This window comes from Pseudomonas sp. RGB (assembly GCF_007713445.1).
Lineage (GTDB): Bacteria > Pseudomonadota > Gammaproteobacteria > Pseudomonadales > Pseudomonadaceae > Aquipseudomonas.
In genome coordinates this window covers 249,255-265,637 of sequence record NZ_VMSH01000005.1, presented here as the reverse complement: position 1 = coordinate 265,637, position 16,383 = coordinate 249,255, and the positions used below count along the sequence as shown (strand labels likewise).

Genomic DNA, 16,383 nt, shown 5'->3' with positions numbered 1-16,383 from the left:
GGGGGGGGTTACTCCGAATCGTCGGTGGAAAGGTCCAGGGCGATGTTCGCCGTGAGGTCTTTCGGGCAGTTGTGGGGCTTGATCTTGATGTAGGCCTCGACGGCGGTTTTGCTCTTCCAGACCAGCACGATGTCGCCGTCTTTCGGCGTTTCAATCTCGCCCGGGAACACCTGGCCGGCGAACTTCACCGACTTGGCCATACGGCGCAGGGGCGCCATCAGCGCGTTGATGTTCACGGCCATGCTGTTGGGGGTGCTGTTCAATCGACGATCGCCGACACGACGAATCAGCAACGGACGCACCTGGCGTGCCGCCTTGTCGGCTAGGCGCAGGTATTCAATTACCTGGAAGTCACTGGCCGGGGTGTCCAACATGTTGCCGTCGCCCCAGTACACGCCCGGGTAATCGGGGTAGGTCTGAGAGACGGAAAAACGGGCCTTGTCCAACTCGGCGCGGATCGAGGACGGCAAAGGGACACCCTCCTTGTCCGCCGGCACACTGCCGAGGCCGAGAACGGCACCGGTGGCCACACGCATAGGGCTGTCAGCAACGCTCACAGCGGCGTTAGCCAAGCGACCGGCCAATACGCCCAGGTCGTTGCCATGCAACTGGGGCACCACTAGGACGCGGGGCGCGGCCAGGTCGGCGGTAATCGCCTTCTGTTCCAGCAGGTATTCGTCCCAGGTCTGCATCGGCGTCGGACTGGCGGACGCCGCCATGATGAATACGCGGCGCCCGTAGACATTGCTCAGCGACACAGCAGCGTCGTGCATTGCCGCCAGCTCTTCGCCCTTGGTCACCGGCTTGGTGATAACCACGGCCTCAACGGAGAAGCCTTGCTGCTGCGATGCTTCCAGCGCCGGTTGCCACTCGCCTTCGGAGCCGATCGGCGCCGCCAGACATGCCCAGCGATCGCCGCCGTTCAGGCGCGCTGCAGTGATCTGGGTTTTCAGGTCACTGGGCTGCAGGCCCAGGGTGGCGTCCAAGTCGCTGTCGGTATTGAGCGCGACCAATTTGCCGGCGTTTTTCGTGCCGGGACCGATGAACAGGAAATAGCGTTCGATCTCAGTCACGGCGCCTTGGCCCAGATTGAGATTGTTAACGCTGACTTTGCCAAGTGCCATGCTGTGCCTCGTTAGCGGGGTGAATTAAGGATTTGTTGGAAGACCTGGTTAACCAGCTCGCGGGTTTCGCTCCCGGTCTCCACCCCGAGGAACTGGCGTTTTGGCAGGGTGATGTCCCAGCTTTGCGCGCCCGACGTCTCGGTTTTTTCATCGTTCAAAATGCGGATCAGCAAGCCGGCTTTGGCGTAATTCACATGCTCTTGAATCCACGCCACAGATGGCCGGGTCAGCGCTTTTTTGCCTTTGTGCCGCACACGGAAACCCAGCCGGCGCAGGCGCTTTGCCTGTTTGTCGGTGCACGCGATACCTGGTGGGACTTTGTTCCAGCGGCGCATCTGTGCGGCGGTACGTCGCTCGCTGACGCCGTTGTGTTGCTGGGCGGCTACCCAACGAGTCAGGGCGTTTTTCCAGCCCAACTCAGCTTCATCAGAGCTGACGCGGGTGACCTGCAGCAGCTTGGCCAGGCCGGCTTCCATCTTCTTTTTGCCCTTGGCACTGCCCTTGCGCTCGGCGAACGGGGTGCCGTCCAGGTTCGTCTGTTCACGAACCCGCTTACGGCTCATCGTCCGCACGCGCTTGGTCACGTTGTTCAGCAGTCGCCGGCGCAACTGGGGCGACAGCTCAAGCAGCGCAAGTTGGGCGTCGACGTTGAGCAAACCTCTGATATCGAGGTCGAGCGGGCTAGCGGCCATTGCTGCCCACCTCGCCCTGCTCGGCAATCCACAGATCGAACGGGACAAACGCCCAGGTCTTGCCGAACGCCTCGATCTCGCCGTCTGAGTCTTCGGCCAGGTATTGCGGCTCGATAAATTCCAGGGACAGATCTACGTCGAAGCTGTCCTGGTCGAGCGGTTCAATATCAAACAGCGGCGCCGGCAGTTCGTGACGGTCTCTATCGGAATCGTGGGTTTCCAGCCAAGTGCCCACCAAGGCCATCAGCCTGGCCGGGTTGCCGGTGAAGCGCTCCAGGGAAAACACGGCGCGATAGCGCATGTCGGCCATGTGCAGACCATCGCGGTCGGGCTTCCAAATCAGCTCAAGGCTGACCTGCTCGGTCCAACTGTCGAACTGCTCAGGCGGCACCAGGTTGCGGGCCATTAGGTAGGCGGTCAGCGCCTGCAGCTGGATCACAGCAGCGCCGCCGTAATGCGGCCACGGCCCTGCAGCGCACGGACGGCCTGCTGGCTGAAAGCCAGGAAGGTTTCCGCACGTTCCGGGGCTTCTTTGCCGTTATTTTCGGCGCTTTCGCGGCGGGTGACGGTGGCGAACTGCGGCAGCAAGCCGCCCTTAGCGCGGCAGTAAACGGCGCGCTTGTACAGCTTCACCTGGAAGGTACGTTCCGGCAGCAGCGTGGAATCTGCGGACTCAACACGCGTAATGCCGCTAGCTTTCCAGCGTGCTTTGCACTTGGCCAGGTCCGTATTGACCTCGACCATGGCAGTGTTCAAGGCGTCGGCCAGCAGCTCTACCAGGTACTCCGCCGGCAGGCGTTGTTCCTTTTGGAACTCGGACACAGAGAGGTCTGGCCAAAAGCCGTCGTTCTCGATCGCCAGTTCCACGAAGGTGGTGGTTTTCCCGGAAAAGCTCATTGCTGGCCGCTCAAATAGGGCGGGGAGCCTGTTTTCAGTGGGACGGTCCATAAATGGGCGGCTCACTTCCACAGGTCCCCGCTGGGGGGGGGTAGTCGGTTATTCGGAAGCCGTGCTGGCCTGCTGTTTTGCCAATGCCTTTCGGCATTTCACGATGCGCGTTTCATTGCCCGCTTTCGGATACAGCTCGGTGGAGCGCTCAAGATGCTTGAGCGCGGTTTCCCACTGCTCGGCCTCCATGGCGCGCATGCCGATCAACTTGTGGTACTTGCTGGGGATCTGCTCCGTCAGGTTCCACTCGTTGTCTACACGCGGAAGCAAGTCGGACAGATAAGGCTCTGGACTGCGTCCGGCGTTGTATTCGGCATAGGCCCATTCGCAAACGGCGTCAGCAACAAACGTCTGGATGTCCCGGCGTTTGAAGCGCTCAGGCATTTCCTGGCCCTGCTCCATCAGGAAGTCGGCCAGCTCCAGGGCGTCTTCAAACTGGGCGGTATCGAACAGCCAGACCAAAACCTGCACAGCAACTCGGTTGGGGAAGTTCAGGCCCGACTCGCAGTAGCGCTGGACGTACTCTTGGTACTTGGGCAGCAGCTCTTCCCGCTTGAGCGCCTGTCGTCCGGCAAGGCCGTTGATTGCGCTGATCCGCGCCAGGTCCTGATCCAACGCAGCTTCCTGCAACAGCAAGTGTTTGCGGGCATTGGCTGGGCTGCTCAGAGCATCGGCCGGGGAATAGGCCATGCCTGCAGCAGCGGCGAGCGCCGCTACTGCAGTGCTGCCCAGGGCAAGGGTGCGGCGCTTGTGCGCCAGTGCCAGGCTCACGCGGTCACCAGCTCAACGTTTTCGGTGAAAGCGATCTTTTCCAGTTGCTCGATCACGTAGCCTTCGTTGCGGCTGTTGTAGTCCTCGACGCGGGAGCGCTTCGGGTTCTCGATCGTCTGCTTACGCCAGCTGGAGTCCTGGTAGTAAATCGACAGGTTGTCCCAACTGGTGACCAGCACCGCGTTGACTGGAAAGTTCGGCACGCTGAACGCTGGCAGGCCGCCATAGGTCGCAATGACCTGAGCGTTTTCGATACGCTCCTTTTCGGTCGGGGTGTCGCCCTGTTTGGTGTACAACTTGGCCTTATCAGCAGCGAGCAAATCGGTGCCGATGATCGCGACCAGGTCGCCGTCTTCGCGCAGGATCTCGTCCACCATTTGCTTGGTGTCATGCACCAGGGCATCAAGGTTGGCGTAGTCGCCACCGGCGCCCAGCGTGACCTTACCGGCAGTCTTGCCCTCTTTGAGCACCTGCTGTGGGGCCTGCTCGCGAAGTTGCTGCAGCCAGCCTTTGTTCACGTCCTGCAGCTTGGGGAATTTTTCCAAATCAGTATCAACAGCAGCGTGAGTGCCGTGAAAGCCGATAACGATCCGATCTTGTGCGATACGCTTCTGCACGGCGGCGGAGTAGCGCTCTTTGAAGTCTGGAAACTTCGCCCAGGCGTCGATTTTGGCGTACGGAAGACCAACGTCCGACTGGGTATCAGCCAGTTCGTATTGGGTGTTATCCAGCGCCGATGCGTCCTTGGCTTCGCGATCGGTGGTCTTGGTGTTGGTGCGGCCAGTGACCGGGCCGTTCACACCGATGAACACCTTCTCACCTTTGATCTCGCTGACCGGGGTGACGTTGATGCGCTCCAGGAAGTCGGCCTTAGCGGTGATCGCGTCGTTCAGCTCCTGAGCAATCGACGGTTCAACACTGAACATGCGGCTCGATCGCTCGACGCCGTACGCTTCGGCCATCGCTTCCTGCAGCTCTGCATACTGTTTGGCGCCACGGGCGCTTAATGGCTGGGCCATGTCAGAGTACTCGCGGTTTTTTAGGATTTACCGGGCCTGGGTTGCGTGGCAACTGGCGACCGGTTGAGATGTTCTGCAGAGCGGAAAACTGCTTTTGCAGCTTCTCCAACTGAGCCAGAACGGCCTTGTTCGAACCACCGCTACGGCGGAACTCACGCTTTTCTTCGGCAGTAGTGACGATCTCGTCCACAGCCGCGCTCACGTCGTCGATGGGTGCCTGGTCGGGTTCTGGTGCATCTGCGGCGGCGGGTTCGATCACAGCCTGAATGCCGGCAGCGACGACAAGCAGCTGCTCCAGCAGGGCTTTGAGGGCCGTTGCGGTAGCTTCATCCATAGGGGTTTTGCTCTCAGTTGGGGTGGTGGGTTCGGCGGGCTCGGCGTCCGTTGCAAAGCGCTTGAACAGGCCAGTGAGCAAGCCGATCAGCTTGCCAACCTCGCTCTGCGGTTCGGCTTCAAATGAGCCCAGTTCGACGGAGGCGGCATAGAAGGAGTTTTGGTGTGTTTGCTTCGAAAAATAGAGTTCCTGGGTGCCCAGGCTGGCCGGCTCATCGGTGACGCCCAGACCTGTCAGGTAGGCTTTTCCGCTGCCGGCGAAGTTCGGGGTGATCTCGATGCTGGAGAAGAGCTTTTGGCCCTGATCATTCAACTGCAGTAGGCGATCATTCGGCTTAAGCTGTGCCTCCAGAGCGATTTGCCCGGGCTCCAGATCTTCGCCCTCCTCCAACAAGCGCACGGCAAAGACGGTGCCGTGGGAACCGCCCCAACGTTCGTGGTCGCACCAGATCACTGCCGTATATTTCGAAGGCTTGTAGGTTTCAGCGATGTCGCGCAGTTCCTGGGGAAGGATCTCGCGACCATCGGCGGTAGTGCCGCTGGTGGCGACACGTTTCCAGTACGAAACAAGGGAACGGGGCATGGGCGTTAACTGCGCTCAATCGGTTGAATGAGCCGCCAAGATAGGGAGCCGCCAAGCCCTAAACAAACGGTTCAAATGCGCGTTTCTCCTATATTCGAGATATAGGAGAAACGCGGAATTTAACCCCGCGTTTCCAGCGTTTTCGCCGCATAGACTGCGGCCCATGTACTACTCGACCGAAGTTAAAGAAGCCGCCAAACGCCTGTTTCTGCGCCGCTGTAAGGCCAAGGAAATTCAGGCGCAGCTCAACCTGCCCAACATCCGCATCGTCTACTACTGGATCCGCCAGGGAGGGTGGGAGGACATGCTGTCGGACGAAGAACCGCTGACCGCCGTTGGCCGGCGAATCACCCTCCTCCTGGACAAAGCCAGCAGCCTGACCAAGGACGAGCTGAACGAACTGGACCGGCTGACTACCGTTCGCGAGCGGCTGTTAAAGCAGGCGGTCAAACCGGCGCCGGCACCGATCGGGGAATCTGCCAGCGAGCCCCAGGAACGTCGCCCAGGGCAACGCAGCGAGCGCTCCAGCCGTGGCGATAGCGGCGCAAAGAAGCGCGAAAAGAAAGTGAAAAACGACGTCAGCGAGCTGACCGAAGTCGACTTCCTGGATAAGTTCATCAGCAAGATGTACCGCTATCAGCAGGAGCTGTTCGCGGCCAAGCAAAACCCGCTGACGTGCCGGATCCGCAACATTCTGAAAAGCCGCCAGGTCGGCCTGACGTACTACTTCGCCGGCGAAGCGTTCATGGACGCGGTGCTAACGGGCGACAACCAGGTGTTCCTGTCGGCTAGCCGCTCGCAGTCGGAAATCTTCCGCAGCTACATCATCCAGTTTGCAAAGCAGTGGTTTGACATCGAGCTGACCGGTAACCCGATCGCGCTCAGCAACGGCGCCGAACTGCGGTTTCTCAGCACCAACAGCAGCACCGCCCAGGGGTACCACGGGCATGTGTACGTGGACGAATATTTCTGGATCCGCGACTTCGAAAAACTCAGCACCGTGGCCAGCGCCATGGGCACCCACAAGAAGTGGCGCAAAACCTACTTCTCAACGCCCAGTGCGGTGTCGCACCAGGCTTATCCGTTCTGGTCCGGGGAGGAATTCCGCAACAGCAAGCGCGGCAAGAAGGCCGGTGGCACCTGGCCCGCCGAGGCGGCCTACACCCAGGGCGCGCTGTGCCCCGATGGCCAATGGCGCAAGACTATTACCATCGACGACGCTATCGCCGGCGGCTGCGATCTGTTCGACCTGGAGCAACTGCAGCTGGAGTACGACGAAGAAAAATTCCAGCAGCTGTTCTACTGCAAGTTCATCGACAGCAGCCAGAGCGCGTTCGGCCTCAAGGATCTGGAGCGGTGCTATTCCGATCTGTCGTTGTGGGAGGACTATAGCCCCGAACTGGATCGCCCCTTCGGCAACAGCCCTGTTTGGCTTGGCTACGATCCAAGCCGGACCCGTGACGACGCCACGTGCGTGGTGGTCGCCCCGCCGCTGGAGCCCGGGGCAAAGTTTCGCATCCTGGAGAAGCACAGCTGGCGGGGGCATTCGTTCACCTATCAGGCCGCCCAGGTCAAAAAGCTTACAGAGCGTTTCAACGTCCAGCACATCGGGATCGATATCACCGGCGTGGGTTACGGCGTGTTCGACCTGGTGCGCGACTTCTACGCGAAGGCAACGCCGATTCACTACAGCCTTGAGACCAAAAACACCCTGGTACTCAAGGCCCAGGACACGATCCAGGGAAGCCGCATCGAGTGGGACGCCGGCTGGACGGACATCGCACAGGCGTTCCTGACCATCAAGCGCGGCACCACCAACAGCGGCCAGGTCACCTACAGCGCTTCGCGTACAGACGCCACCGGCCACGCCGATATCGCCTGGGCCGTCATGCACGCCCTGGCCAACGAACCCCTGAATACCAACAAGCGGCGCCGTAGCCGCTACGTCACGAGCGGAAACAATGCCCAAACCACAACGCAGAAAGCCCCAAGCCAGTCAGCAGGTACGACAGCAGCAGCCCATGCGGGCGTTCACGTTCGGGGAACCCGAACAGGTGCTGTCCGGCAACATCGGCGAGTATCTGGGGGTATTTCTCAGCGACGACGGCGAAATCTACAAACCGCCGGTATCGCGGGCGGGCCTGGCCAAGTTGCTGCGCGCCAACGCGCACCACGGCGCTATTCCGAAATTCAAACGCAACCTGCTGTTGCGTGAATTCATCCCGTCCGAAGGCTGCAGCACGCAGACCATGGGCCGGGCGAGCCTGGATTACATGGTGTTTGGCGAGGCCTATTTCTATCGCGATACCAACGCCTTTGGCGAAGTGCTGGAGATGCAGCACCTGCCAGCGATCAACATGCGCGTGAAGGTCGACGGCGGTTTCAGGATGCTGCTGCCGGACAGCAAGTTCATGGACTTCGACCAGGACGAAATTGAACACGTCCTGGACTACGACGTGGAACAGAACATCTACGGCGTGCCCGACTACTTGGGCGGCCTGCAGGCGCTGTTGTTAAACGAGGCCGCAACCCTGTTCCGCCGGCGCTATTACAGCAATGGCGCGCACGCGGGCTACATCTTCTACACCAACGACCCGGACCTGACCGAGGAAGACGAAGAGAACCTGCGGGCTCAGATCAGCGCCAGTAAGGGCGTGGGCAACTTCCGCTCGATGTTCGTCAACATCCCCAACGGCAAGGAAAACGCGATCCAGATCATCCCCGTGGGTGACTTCCAGGCCAAGGACGAATTGGAGAAGGTGAAAAACATCACGCGCAATGACGTGATCGCGGCGTGGCGTATGAACCCTGCCCTGGCCGGAATCATCCCGGAAAACAGCGGCGGGTTTGGGGACATTGAGAAGATCGATCGTGTGTACACCAGCAACGAGATCAGGCCGATTTGTCAGCTGTTCAACCAAATCAATGACAGCCTTCGCAACGACAGGAGAATTAACTGGAAAAAGCTTGAAACACCCAAACAAACAACTGAATAAATAGACAGTAGTTAGTGATTATCACCAATCAGAAAGGCATAATGATGGTTCTTAAACCCTGGGGAGGGAACTATGCGAATCTACTGCACAGCCTGCGATCACAAGGGCCGAATCAGTTCACGGGAAGAGATTACCCGGGGCTATGTAAAGCTGTATTGCCAATGCCTAGATGCTCAGTGCGGGCACACGTGGGTATCGGAGCTGACATTCAAGCACTCACTACGGCCACCCACACAACGCCTGGAAACGCTATTGTTCGAACGTATCCGCAATTTGCCGGCGGAACAGCAGCAGGAGCTGTTTCTCCAAGTCGGCGCCTCGCAACCCGCCTGACTGCCGGACCATCCTCCCCTACTCCCCGCCACGCCCCATCCTCATCGATACAGTGCCGCCAAGCGGCCCTGCCCAACACCAATGGCGGCTATCGCATCGGAATGCCTGCAGCGCAGGCATATAAGCCGCCGCGACGTTCTCGACTGAATCTCACAATCGTGGCGCGGCGCTACCCGCGTAGCGGCCGGGAGCCCGTCAAAACCACACCCAAAAATATCAGCTGCGCAGCCCGAACATGCCCGCGACCGCTGCCGGTGAATTTTAAAACTCACCTCGGCGCGCCCAATTACCGCTTTGAGGGCGCTAGATCGCCAGAACGGAGTGATGGGTATCTAGCATGGGTGCAGGGCACTGCCCTGCCGCTGGGCGGGCGCGCAGCCCGCGCTCCTCATAAAAAGCTGAGCGTAGCGAACTGAGCCCTTGGGCGAAGGCATCATCATGTACCCAACACACTGAACCTACGGACACCTCGAAAATCTCTTTTTAATACCCTTTGGGGATGCTGAGAGGGGTATAAAATTCCGTTTAATTCAAAGGCTTCCTGGATCATCCACGCGCACGCCGGCGCCGTTGGAAAAAGACGATAAAAATAGGGGGAGACTGAACGCGTTTATCCGCATAACGACGCGTGCAGGTGAGGCAAGTACAGCGGGAGGGTGTTTTTTCGACCACCAGGCGTAACCTGGCCTCGCAGGGGATGCGATTAATTCGTCGGAGTGTCTTTCTTGACCTGGACGTTGCGCAGTAGGCGCGCCATGGATTCACCCACACCGCCCGGCCCTCTGTCAGGCTCCAGGGGAGGTTTTAACCCAGCAGGTGATCCAGTAGTAGGGTTCAGCGTTTCGTGTTGGCCATGCGCATGAGCCGCCTTGCGCGCCTCACTTCTCTCCCAGTTGTTGCGGGATTGCTGTCGCCGGAACGCCTCCAGTGATGCTTTCTCTTGGCGTGCCGCCCGAAGGCCGCAGACTTCACGAAGCTCCTTTTCCCTGCGTTTGATCGCAGCCTTCTTGGCCCGAAACCAAAGGTAGCGTACGCCAAGATCCGCGAAGAACTTTTCGGTAAACCGGACCAGGACACGAGTTCGCACCAGGTTGAGCCCAGCCTCGTCCTTTTCGTCCAGCCGAACTTTTTCGATCCGCCGGTAAACATACCCCGCCAGGTCCAAACTGTGCATCAGCCGGTTGAGAGACGCTGGGGACATATCGCAATCTTCCGCGATGCCGCATTGCGTATTGAGGAAGTACTGCCCGCGCTCGACGTCGAGCCACCCCAATACACCGGTAGCCAAGTCCAACCGCAGAAGCATCTGCTCGGAAGCCTTGGCCAGGGCTTCAAACTTTTCGGAGCGCGTGCGGCGACCGCCATGGATGGTGTCCAGGTCCCGCAAGTATTTCCCGCGTAGATCTCCGATCTGCCGGAGCCGAGAGAAGGCCATTCGCAGCAACGGGTTTTTCAGTTGCTGCCCCGTCAAGCGACGTGGAGCTGAATACCGAGGTGCCCGGATTGGGGCGTGCAGCGCGGCATGTGGACTTTTCTTGTCTTTATGAACAGTCGCCGGCCGGCCCTTACTGGTGCCGCCCTTACGGCTGTTGGCCGCACGCGATTGGATGTCCTTGTCCAGGGTAGTCACAGGAGCTAGTTCACCCGGGACAGGTGGGGGTGCTTGGACTGCTCAAGCAGAACAGCTTCCGCTCGCGACCGCAGCTCGCCGCATCGGGCTTCCACCGAGCGCAGGCGATCAACAAACTCTGGCAGCTTATCCAAGTCGTCAGCATCTATACGACCGTCAGCCAGTATTTCACTGCCCAAAGCAACGGTGGTGCCGAGGCGCGTAACCAGTTGGCCGAACGCCCCTAGCGGGTTGCCGTTCCCATCCAATTCACGCGCCCCTGTAAGACCGTGCCGGCTGGCCAACTCGTTGATGCAGCTGTCCTTAAAGTCGCCGGCCAGCGTCTCAACCCAAGACTCTTCCAGCCAACTCGGTAGATCTACTTCGCCATTGAGCCATCGCCCAACGCGGCGCAGCCAGGCGCCAGAGGCTCGCAGGAACGACGTGGTGTCGTTGCCCAGGGCGAGCGTGGTGAAGTCGGGAACATCCTTAAGCGCGGCCTTCGCAGGGATCTGCTGGTGCAAATTCGCACTCAACACCTGGGCGAAGTCGTCTTGGCTGAAACAGGTGCGAGCAATCATCTCGACGGCGTGAGCCACCAGCACCTGGTCTCGGGAAACGGACAACTGTCGTGGACTGGACGTGGTCATGCAGCGTCGCTGCTTTTAGTCTGCTTGCCGTCTTGGTCATCCGCAACGTGTGAGGGGAATGGACGCACCTCTTGAGCCACGCAGGCGCCATCAGCGGCAACCGCCACCTCAATATTCCGGCGCATTTTCAGCGCTTTGGCGATAGATGCAGGTTTGACGCCTAAAGCACGTGCAACCTTTGCCTGGCCAACCTTCTTGACGAAGTCACTCAACGAGATTTTTTCCACGACATACACCTCAGGTGTCTATGAGCGCGGAATATTAGCCGACGGCTATTTATATAACAAGATTTAATTAGCCGCCGGATTCATTAAATTTCAGAAATAGGAAGCCAACGGCTAACGGAATAATATTAGCCTGCGGCTTATAATCTGCTTATGACGAACTCAAAAAAACCATTGTCCGAGGCCCTTCTGGCTGAGTGCAAAGCCGCTCACGATCTTTTTCTCGCAAAAAAGAACGCCCTTAAACTCACTCAAAAAAAGGTCGCTGATGCGGCTGGGATTACGCCCGTTTCCGTCAACCAGTATCTGAAGGGTACGAACCCGCTGAATGCTCGCTTTGCTGCAGTACTGGCGAAATTGCTCCAGGAACCTATTGCGAGTTTCAGCCCGCGTTTGGCTGCGGAAATTGCTGAGATGGCGAACGTTAGCCCAATGATCCAGCCTCATAGGCAGGCATCGGAATATCCGTTGGTAAGTTGGGTTGATGCTGGACGTGGGATTGAGTCGTCAGGCTGCTATCCAACCGGAATCTCAGATGAATGGCTGAGTTCCACGGAAAACGCTGGTCCTAAAGGCTACTGGTTACGCGTCAAGGGCAAGTCGATGACGTCGGATACACCGCCCACCTTCCCCGAAGGAACACCTATCCTGGTGTGTCCGGAAGGCTTTGATGTCATCAGTAGCAAGTTCTACGTTGCACGTAACCTTGTCAGCGGCGAAACCACGTTCAAGCAATACGTTCTTGATGCAGGCGTGGGCTACCTGGTGCCGCTGAACCCCAATTACCAGCCCGTAGTGCTGGATGACAGCTGGGAAATTATCGGACGGGCAATCGACGCCAAAATCACCGGCATGTAGCGCACGTCTTTGCCCTGACCAGTATCGGGACTTATCGTCTTCCTACGGCCTTTTTTGCCGGCGCTGCCTGTGCATTCGAAGGCGTGATACCTGGAGGGGCACTGTGAACAACGATATGTCCCTGCCCGATTTTGAAATTCTTGACCACAGCGATGCATACGTTCCAAGCCTCCCTGGCCACGCTGTCGCCTGACTCCACCACGTTCCCCTGGTCATCAATGATCGCAAGGCGCGCCGGCCGGCCATCCGCGGTTTTGAACTGATAACCGCTGGTGACATTGGCACTGATGCAGCCATGTTCAAGGGCGCCTGTCGTTGGAATACCAATCATGCGTGTGCCCCTTGCTCTGCCGTGATGTCAGTGTATTTGTGAAAGATTAGCGCAATGGTATTAGCGTGCGATGCCCGGTCGTTTTGAGCGCGGTCTATCGCCCCCCAATTTTCAGCGCTGATGGCATCATCGATGTCACCGTTGGCGGTCCTCCAACCTACGAGACCGCTAACAAGCAAACGCCTATCCAGTTCAGAAATACTGATCGTCAGAGCCTTTACTACATTGTCTTCAAGCATATCTCACCGGTCCCTGCGATAGGTAGCAACGAACTCCTGCACACAAGCAGACAGCAATTCGTAGGCTTGGCCACGGTTACTGGGCAAGCGAAGCGGCAAGGTAATTCCAACGCTATCTAACTCGAAGTGAAAGACTGTCCGCGATGGATCGGCTGCGCTCGGTCGAAGCATCAACCAGAGATTCTCAACCTGATCTACTGGCAACTCATACGTGCCCTGCTGCTGCCGTAGTGCCTCGCGCAGAACCAGCTCCAGATCAGTGACAAACAGAATCTCATCAACTCCCCGCACGGTACTGACGCTAACCCCGTTGATCAGATCTTCCAGAAACCTGATGGCACGCGTTCCAGTGTCCTCACTGACAGCCAGTGTAACGGTGTTGCTGCTGTCACCAATTTCAACGCGCATCAACACGGCACGCTCGTACTGCTCAATCGCTACGACAGCCGTCGCGCAGATCACACCGCTGTAATCGAAGATGCTATGAGAGAACACACCGTTTTGGGTGATCTGCTGACAAAGTCGTGCCCTCACAGAGGGTGTTAGGTGAAGGGCCATGCCGTAGGTCTCCGTTACGATCAGGCAGCGCAAATAGCTGCCACGAGCTGACGAAGACAAATTAGCCTACGGCTTATTTTTATTCAAGCCGCAGACTAATTTTTATGCGAAAAAAATTAGCCATATACTATTCGCGAAAAATGCTGATTGGTCCATCTGATGTGAGCAGCTCCAGCGTCGATGTGCGTCACCCTCACGCTTTCTTCCATCTCCAGCTGGTCCAGGAACGTGTCCCAGTCGTCCAAGCTTTCACCCGGCTGAAGCATGATGACCGTCTGCCGCCTGTCCTGAGCAGTCGAGCTGTTTATCTGGCGGTGAATACGAAGAATCAGACTCTCGTACGAGGTGTACAACTGGCAGACGACACCGTCGGAGGTTTGACTCGGCATTGGGACTCCTTTCTAACACTGTATAAAAACACAGTATAACCGATCTGTTAGAGGTGTAACATTTGACCTACTCCCAGTCTTCGCTCGCTACCCACGCGCCGTTCTTGCGATTGATTCGAAGTAGACGGTGCTGGCCAGAACGCGAGAAAAGCTGCACATCAATGAATGGGCCATTGCGGCCATCGGTCTGCATCCCACGCATATAGATTACGATGCGATTAAACGTATCCATGACTAGCTGTCGTACCTTCTCCCGAGCGCTGTAGTCCCCTTCCTCCACCTCTGCCGCAAGCTCTACCCACCGCTCGGCCTGCGCTGGTCGTACGGCTCCGCTTGTAGCGATAGCCTCATGCTCCAGTTGAGCAACCTTCTGTTCCGCTACAGTCTGCTGTGCTTCCAGCTCTCTTGCCTTGCGCACGAAGGCTAGAGGGGCCGCGCCGCTTTCATCCGCCAGCAGGGCTTCGGTCACCTTAGAAAGCTGCGTGGTGATCTTCGTAACAGCAGCTCGCGCCACTACCAATTGCTTTTGAAGAGTCTGGCCAGCATCACCGGCCTGCATCAACCTGGTCAGGTTGATCTGGTCGGAGCAAAAGCTGAGCACGGCGCGCTCAACTGGTACGACGCTGCAGCTGCCCCCGTAAGTACACCCGCCGTTCTTACTGTAAGAAGTACAGTGCAACCGCCGGTGACCATCAGCGATAGTGCCATCAGCGCGACGGCGATTCATGATGTTTTGGGCCACCACTGCAGTACCGCAATAGCCACAGAAAGCTAATCCCACGCCGGTGATAATTCCCGGAATCTCCCCGGCACCGCGACGGCGGAAGCGCTGACTTGCCAAGTGCTGCAATTCGGCCCATTCGGTATCAGACAGGACCCTAGGGTAGTAGTCCTCCAGTTCGTAGTCTTCACCGTCAAGGCTCAAGCGCTTCACACCTCGCAGAGCTGGCTGTTTGATCATTCGGTAGATTTGCAGCCCGGAAATGCCCCACTCGGTGAGTTTGAATCCTTCGTCATGCATGACGTTTGCAGCACGGCCTGCGCCGAGGCCCTGGCTGTATAGCTCCAGCGCACGTTTCACTGCAGCCACTCGATCGGGGATCAGTTCCCAGCCTCCGGGAGTTAGCCGTAGCCACTGCGGGTCTTTGCCGTTTCGAATGAGGCCGCGATAAGTTCCAGCCACCCAGCCTTCACACTGCCGAAGAATGGCTGCCTTAACACGCTTGCTCTTTGTGTCGGACTCTTCATGAGCCCGTATCATCACCAGCAGCGAATAGACCAAATCCATTGGCTGGGCCTTTAATCCCGCCCGGTTGTATTCACGGCCATCACTGGCTGTTACGACTGTAATGCCCGCATTGATAATTTGCGCCAACTGAGCTTGTGCCTGGATAGGCTCGGCTCGACTCAATCGGTCCAAGCCTTCAACGACAAGCACAGACCCACTGGCAATCCTTCCGTCCTCAATCGCACGGAGAAAAACACCCAATGCTCCCTGGGTAACATGCCGCTGGTGATAAGCGGACAGACCTTCATCCTTTAATGTAAGCGAGGCATCAAGCACCATGCCTCGCTGTACTGCCCAAGACGCGGCGTAGGCCATTTGTCGATCAGCGCTACTACCAGTCGCCTGACGCGGGTCAGAGAAACGGAGATAACTGAATACTCTAGCTTTGTCGACTCTCATGCTTCTTGAGATTCAGGCTTCGTTTTTTTTGGCTGAAATAGATCTTTCATTTTCTCAAGCGTTGTGTGGGAGGCGTTCATTGACTCCATCATATAATTAAAATCATTAGCCGCCCCACTCTTATATGTCGGCCATTTCACATCTTCTTTAAGAATTGCGCTCATTTGATCGCGCAAACTCTGATCAGCTTCACCTTTGAACTCACGTAAAGCGTAGTAGCCTAATAAGTAACGATCGTATCCCGAACGAACCCTCAAACAGGTCATTGAAACCTCAACATAGTAACGATACTGTTTAAAGAACCACGCTGCAAGAAACTCCACAACGACGAAAGTCATTGAGCAGGCAGCCATACCAACATACATAACGTGTGGGTCCGGATGAGTGAGATTTGCAAAAATCTGCCAAACTACTATAGCGAGAATATAGAAAACTAAGCCCCCGGCCATAAAGGCGACACCTTTATCCAATAACTTAGTGGCGGTTTCCTCGGAGCTAGTAGCATAAGCAGATAACGACTTCAAAATGCTTGAACAGTACGATTCAAACGGCTCACCACTGGATACAGCGCCATAGCTAAAGAAACTCTCTTTTGAGTCTTCCCCTATGCCATCTTTTACACCAGCACTCCCTTTCTTAGCAGCACCACCATTAACATCGGTAAACTCCATACCAGTTAATGTTTGCACGACCCATTTACTGACCGATGACAAATTACCAAATGACCACACTCTAGTATGGGGGTAACTCCCTCTTTCAAACGTCGCCCTGCCTAGGCTCTTTACCTGAATAATGAATGCCACTAAAGCCACACCAGCTCCAAACAAAACTGCAAACAAGGCATCCTTATTCGCAATTGCTGCCGTTATAATTTCCGGTCGGCTAAATGACAATACTCCGAAGATAAACGCCAAAATTGATAAGTAGACTGCGATTGCACCCAGTATCTCAAAAGGTCGAGCAAAAGCACTTTGCTTTCGCCGCACAGAATAAATCCGCCCGCTCTCGTCCCGACGCATTTCAACTTTCTCGGACATCC

The 16,383-nt window shown here is 57.2% G+C and carries 20 protein-coding genes; 4 read left to right on the top strand and 16 right to left on the bottom strand.

Features of this window, described 5'->3' with window-relative positions; all coding sequences use genetic code 11:
* Positions 1-8 precede the first annotated feature (8 nt).
* The 7 genes from FPT15_RS13385 to FPT15_RS13355 all read right to left on the bottom strand — a co-directional run bounded on the left by FPT15_RS13385 (position 9) and on the right by FPT15_RS13355 (position 5,470).
* Positions 9-1,124, bottom strand: a complete 1,116-nt coding sequence (locus FPT15_RS13385) for a DUF2586 domain-containing protein (protein WP_145161690.1) — start codon at positions 1,122-1,124, stop codon at positions 9-11.
* 11 nt (positions 1,125-1,135) lie between these two features.
* Positions 1,136-1,816, bottom strand: a complete 681-nt coding sequence (locus FPT15_RS13380; protein ID WP_145161687.1) for a virion morphogenesis protein — start codon at positions 1,814-1,816, stop codon at positions 1,136-1,138.
* The gene (locus tag FPT15_RS13375; RefSeq protein WP_145161684.1) at positions 1,806-2,255 is read right to left on the bottom strand and encodes a phage tail protein; all 450 of its coding nucleotides are present in this window, start codon (positions 2,253-2,255) and stop codon (positions 1,806-1,808) included. The genes FPT15_RS13380 and FPT15_RS13375 overlap by 11 nt, the downstream gene beginning before the upstream one ends.
* Positions 2,252-2,713 (bottom strand): head completion/stabilization protein, encoded by a 462-nt coding sequence (locus tag FPT15_RS13370; RefSeq protein WP_145161682.1) that lies wholly within the window; start codon positions 2,711-2,713, stop codon positions 2,252-2,254. Before FPT15_RS13370 ends, FPT15_RS13375 begins: the two co-directional genes overlap by 4 nt.
* A 99-nt stretch (positions 2,714-2,812) precedes the next feature.
* Complete coding sequence (gene gpM / locus FPT15_RS13365) at positions 2,813-3,535, bottom strand: phage terminase small subunit (RefSeq protein WP_099312197.1); 723 nt, start codon at positions 3,533-3,535, stop codon at positions 2,813-2,815.
* Entirely contained in the window at positions 3,532-4,554 is a 1,023-nt protein-coding gene (locus FPT15_RS13360) for a phage major capsid protein, P2 family (protein WP_145161679.1), read from the bottom strand. Before FPT15_RS13360 ends, gpM begins: the two co-directional genes overlap by 4 nt.
* 1 nt (position 4,555) lies before the next feature.
* Entirely contained in the window at positions 4,556-5,470 is a 915-nt protein-coding gene (locus FPT15_RS13355) for a GPO family capsid scaffolding protein (RefSeq protein ID WP_145161676.1), read from the bottom strand.
* Positions 5,471-5,633: 163 nt separating this feature from the next.
* Between FPT15_RS13355 and FPT15_RS13350 the strand changes: the two genes are divergently transcribed.
* The 3 genes from FPT15_RS13350 to FPT15_RS13340 all read left to right on the top strand — a co-directional run bounded on the left by FPT15_RS13350 (position 5,634) and on the right by FPT15_RS13340 (position 8,799).
* Complete coding sequence (locus tag FPT15_RS13350; protein WP_145161673.1) at positions 5,634-7,685, top strand: terminase large subunit domain-containing protein; 2,052 nt, start codon at positions 5,634-5,636, stop codon at positions 7,683-7,685.
* The gene (locus tag FPT15_RS13345; protein WP_256676451.1) at positions 7,624-8,466 is read left to right on the top strand and encodes a phage portal protein; all 843 of its coding nucleotides are present in this window, start codon (positions 7,624-7,626) and stop codon (positions 8,464-8,466) included. The genes FPT15_RS13350 and FPT15_RS13345 overlap by 62 nt, the downstream gene beginning before the upstream one ends.
* Before the next feature lie 72 nt (positions 8,467-8,538).
* Positions 8,539-8,799, top strand: coding sequence for an ogr/Delta-like zinc finger family protein (locus FPT15_RS13340; RefSeq protein WP_038449110.1), 261 nt, complete (start codon positions 8,539-8,541; stop codon positions 8,797-8,799).
* 703 nt (positions 8,800-9,502) lie between these two features.
* Here the strand turns inward: FPT15_RS13340 and FPT15_RS13335 are convergent.
* From FPT15_RS13335 to FPT15_RS13325, 3 genes are read right to left on the bottom strand one after another with little or no spacing between them, the layout of a single operon-like run.
* Positions 9,503-10,429, bottom strand: a complete 927-nt coding sequence (locus FPT15_RS13335) for a hypothetical protein (protein WP_256676446.1) — start codon at positions 10,427-10,429, stop codon at positions 9,503-9,505.
* A 5-nt stretch (positions 10,430-10,434) separates the two neighbouring features.
* Positions 10,435-11,058, bottom strand: coding sequence for a hypothetical protein (locus tag FPT15_RS13330; protein ID WP_145161670.1), 624 nt, complete (start codon positions 11,056-11,058; stop codon positions 10,435-10,437).
* Positions 11,055-11,285, bottom strand: coding sequence for a Cro/CI family transcriptional regulator (locus tag FPT15_RS13325; protein ID WP_122252157.1), 231 nt, complete (start codon positions 11,283-11,285; stop codon positions 11,055-11,057). The genes FPT15_RS13330 and FPT15_RS13325 overlap by 4 nt, the downstream gene beginning before the upstream one ends.
* 150 nt (positions 11,286-11,435) lie before the next feature.
* On the opposite strand from FPT15_RS13325, the gene FPT15_RS13320 reads away from it, so the two are divergent.
* Positions 11,436-12,140 carry an XRE family transcriptional regulator gene (locus FPT15_RS13320; RefSeq protein ID WP_145161667.1) on the top strand — a complete coding sequence of 235 codons (705 nt, stop codon included), beginning with the start codon at positions 11,436-11,438 and terminating at the stop codon, positions 12,138-12,140.
* 31 nt (positions 12,141-12,171) lie between these two features.
* Here FPT15_RS13320 and FPT15_RS13315 read toward each other — a convergent pair whose 3' ends face one another.
* The 6 genes from FPT15_RS13315 to FPT15_RS13290 all read right to left on the bottom strand — a co-directional run bounded on the left by FPT15_RS13315 (position 12,172) and on the right by FPT15_RS13290 (position 16,381).
* A complete protein-coding gene (locus FPT15_RS13315; protein ID WP_145161664.1) occupies positions 12,172-12,471 on the bottom strand; it encodes a hypothetical protein in 300 nt (99 codons plus the stop codon).
* Positions 12,468-12,710, bottom strand: a complete 243-nt coding sequence (locus FPT15_RS13310) for a hypothetical protein (protein WP_145161662.1) — start codon at positions 12,708-12,710, stop codon at positions 12,468-12,470. Before FPT15_RS13310 ends, FPT15_RS13315 begins: the two co-directional genes overlap by 4 nt.
* A 3-nt stretch (positions 12,711-12,713) precedes the next feature.
* The gene (locus FPT15_RS13305; protein WP_145161660.1) at positions 12,714-13,268 is read right to left on the bottom strand and encodes a hypothetical protein; all 555 of its coding nucleotides are present in this window, start codon (positions 13,266-13,268) and stop codon (positions 12,714-12,716) included.
* A 116-nt stretch (positions 13,269-13,384) separates the two neighbouring features.
* Positions 13,385-13,657 (bottom strand): DUF1654 domain-containing protein, encoded by a 273-nt coding sequence (locus tag FPT15_RS13300; protein WP_145161657.1) that lies wholly within the window; start codon positions 13,655-13,657, stop codon positions 13,385-13,387.
* Between the two features lie 67 nt (positions 13,658-13,724).
* Positions 13,725-15,344 (bottom strand): recombinase family protein, encoded by a 1,620-nt coding sequence (locus FPT15_RS13295; protein ID WP_145161654.1) that lies wholly within the window; start codon positions 15,342-15,344, stop codon positions 13,725-13,727.
* A complete protein-coding gene (locus FPT15_RS13290) occupies positions 15,341-16,381 on the bottom strand; it encodes a hypothetical protein (RefSeq protein ID WP_145161651.1) in 1,041 nt (346 codons plus the stop codon). The genes FPT15_RS13295 and FPT15_RS13290 overlap by 4 nt, the downstream gene beginning before the upstream one ends.
* Between the last annotated feature and the right edge of the window lie 2 nt (positions 16,382-16,383).